The sequence below is a fragment of the Herbaspirillum sp. B65 genome (assembly GCF_000333555.1).
GTDB classification, from domain to species: domain Bacteria; phylum Pseudomonadota; class Gammaproteobacteria; order Burkholderiales; family Burkholderiaceae_D; genus Herbaspirillum; species Herbaspirillum rubrisubalbicans.
Map to the genome: position 1 here is coordinate 1 of NZ_BADI01000250.1, position 2219 is coordinate 2219.

At 61.7% G+C, this 2219-nt stretch carries 1 protein-coding gene and 3 pseudogenes; 1 reads left to right on the forward strand and 3 read right to left on the reverse strand.

Features of this window, described 5'->3' with window-relative positions; genetic code table 11:
• Positions 1-69: 69 nt before the first annotated feature.
• Positions 70-1116 (forward strand): MFS transporter, encoded by a 1047-nt coding sequence (locus I5W_RS06550; RefSeq protein ID WP_050010623.1) that lies wholly within the window; start codon positions 70-72, stop codon positions 1114-1116.
• A gap of 87 nt (positions 1117-1203) precedes the next feature.
• Here the strand turns inward: I5W_RS06550 and I5W_RS06555 are convergent.
• From I5W_RS06555 to I5W_RS06560, 3 pseudogenes are all read right to left on the reverse strand, one after another.
• A pseudogene (locus tag I5W_RS06555) lies at positions 1204-1677 on the reverse strand (ammonium transporter); the annotation flags it as partial.
• A gap of 1 nt (position 1678) precedes the next feature.
• Positions 1679-1921: pseudogene (locus tag I5W_RS30775) on the reverse strand (ABC transporter permease); the annotation flags it as partial.
• Positions 1918-2219, reverse strand: a pseudogene (locus I5W_RS06560) (ABC transporter ATP-binding protein); the annotation flags it as partial. The pseudogenes I5W_RS30775 and I5W_RS06560, both read right to left, overlap by 4 nt.

Consider the following 2219-nt stretch of genomic DNA (forward strand, 5'->3'; position numbering starts at 1 on the left):
ATGTGCGCAAGGCACTTGAATTGACCGTGCCGCAAACCGGATTGGCTTTCCACCGTCTTTACGCTGGGCATGGGACTGGCGGGCCTGCCGACCGGTTATCTGCTGGGCAAGATGACCCGCAAGAACGTGGTCTTGATCGGCATCNTGATCTTCTCGGCGGCCACCTGCCTAACAGCCTACGCGCGCAATCTCGACCAACTGCTGGCTTATCGCTTCGTCTCGGGACTGGGCGAAGCCATGCAACTGACGGCCTTGCTCGCCATCGCGACCACCTATTTTTCGCGCCATCAAGCCTTGGCGGCCAGCTCGCTCAATTTTACGTTCGGCCTGGGTGCCATCATCGGCCCCAATCTGGGGGCGGCATTGCTGGGCAGCATGGGATGGCAGTTTCCCTTCCTGGCCTTCGGCTGGTCTGGCGTACTGGCCATGGTGCTGATCGTGCTGCTGGTCAAGCCGTGGTTGACCGAGACGCAAGCGCTTGACCAGCAAACGCAACTGGCCGGGGAAGAACCACTCCCCACCACCCTGATGGCGCGCACTCCGCTGCTGCTGGCCTTGGCCACCGTGTTTGCGGGCCTATCCATCTATGGCTATCTGGGCCTGTATCCGACCTACCTGCGCGAAGCACTGGGCTTTGCGCCCAAGGATGCCGCACTGGCCATCAGCATGTACGGCTTGGGCGCGCTGGTATCGCTGCTGGGCGGCTGGCTGGGCGACCGCTACGACTATCGCAAGCTGCTGGGACTGGCATTGTGCGGGGCGGCGGGAATAGGTGCATTGCTGTTCTCCAACGAGCAGGCCTGGCTGGCGCTGCACGCGCTGCTGTCCTTCCTCTTCGGTGCAAGCATCAGCGGCATCGCCTACGCCAACCTGTCGGCGGGCATCATCCGCTCGGTACGGCGCAGCTGCGCTGCGCGGGCGTCCGGGCTATTTGTCGCCGCGCTCTATATTCCGGCCGCCTTTTCCGGCTACCTGCTGGGATTGCTCAAGGTCAGCTTAGGTTGGGACATGGCCGGCTTGCTGCAGATATCCGGCTGCGCCTTGCTGGCCGCGTTACTGGCCTTGCTAGCGCGGACCCCATCGAAACTGAAGACACAGGCGCTCGAAGGCGAATGAAGAAAGGAAAAAAGGCGCCCGAAGGCGCCTTATAAAGAGGCCGTTTCCAGCCCCGAAGGAATACTGCAGACTCAGTACGACCGATGCTTAGTGGTAAGCCGATTCGCCGTGGCTGGAGATATCCAGGCCTTCGCGTTCTTCTTCCTCGGTCACACGCAGGCCGATGACGACGTCCACGATCTTGTAGGCGATGAAGGAGACCACACCCGACAGGATCACGGTGGTCAGCACGCCCTGGAACTGGATCCAGACCTGGCCGCCGATGGAGTAATCCGGTGCCACAGCGTTGGCCACGTAGTCATAGATACCGGTGCCGCCCAGGCTGGGGGCTGCGAACACGCCGGTCAGGAGGGCACCCAGGATACCGCCCACGCCATGCACGCCGAACACGTCCAGCGCATCGTCCGAACCCAGGATCTTCTTCAGACCGCTCACGCCCCACAGGCACAGCAGACCAGCGATCAGGCCCATGACCACGGCGCCGATGACGCCCACGAAACCAGCGGCCGGGGTGATGGCCACCAGGCCAGCGACCGCACCGGAAGCGGCGCCCAGCATGGAGGTATTTATTGAGCGTGTAATAACCCTGCAAACCCAGCACGAAGCCCACGAACAGGCCCGACACCGTAATGATCACCAGCGAATAGTTACCGATGAAATGGATCTGGTCGGTAATCAGACGCGGCCGGCGCAGCAAGCCCAGTGAAGCACCCAGCATATTGACGAACATGCGCGCGGCAAAACCCACGCCGACGGCGAACTCACGCACGCTGCGGCCCAGGGCGCTGACAGCATTGACGATCATGCGCCACCTCCCAGACCCAGATCCTCGGCCAACGACTTGCCGGGATAGTGGAAGGGCACCGGGCCATCGGCCTGGGCATGGACAAATTGCTTCACATAGGGGTCGGTCGATTCACGCATTTCTTGCGGCGTACCCTGTGCCACGATCTTGCCGGCCGACAGGAAATACACATAGTCGGGCATGGCAAAGGATTCATTGACGTCGTGCGAGACCAGGATGGAGGTAGAAACCAGAGCATCATTGAGACGCCCGATCAAGTTGGCCGTCACGCCCATGGAAATCGGATCGAGACCGGCAA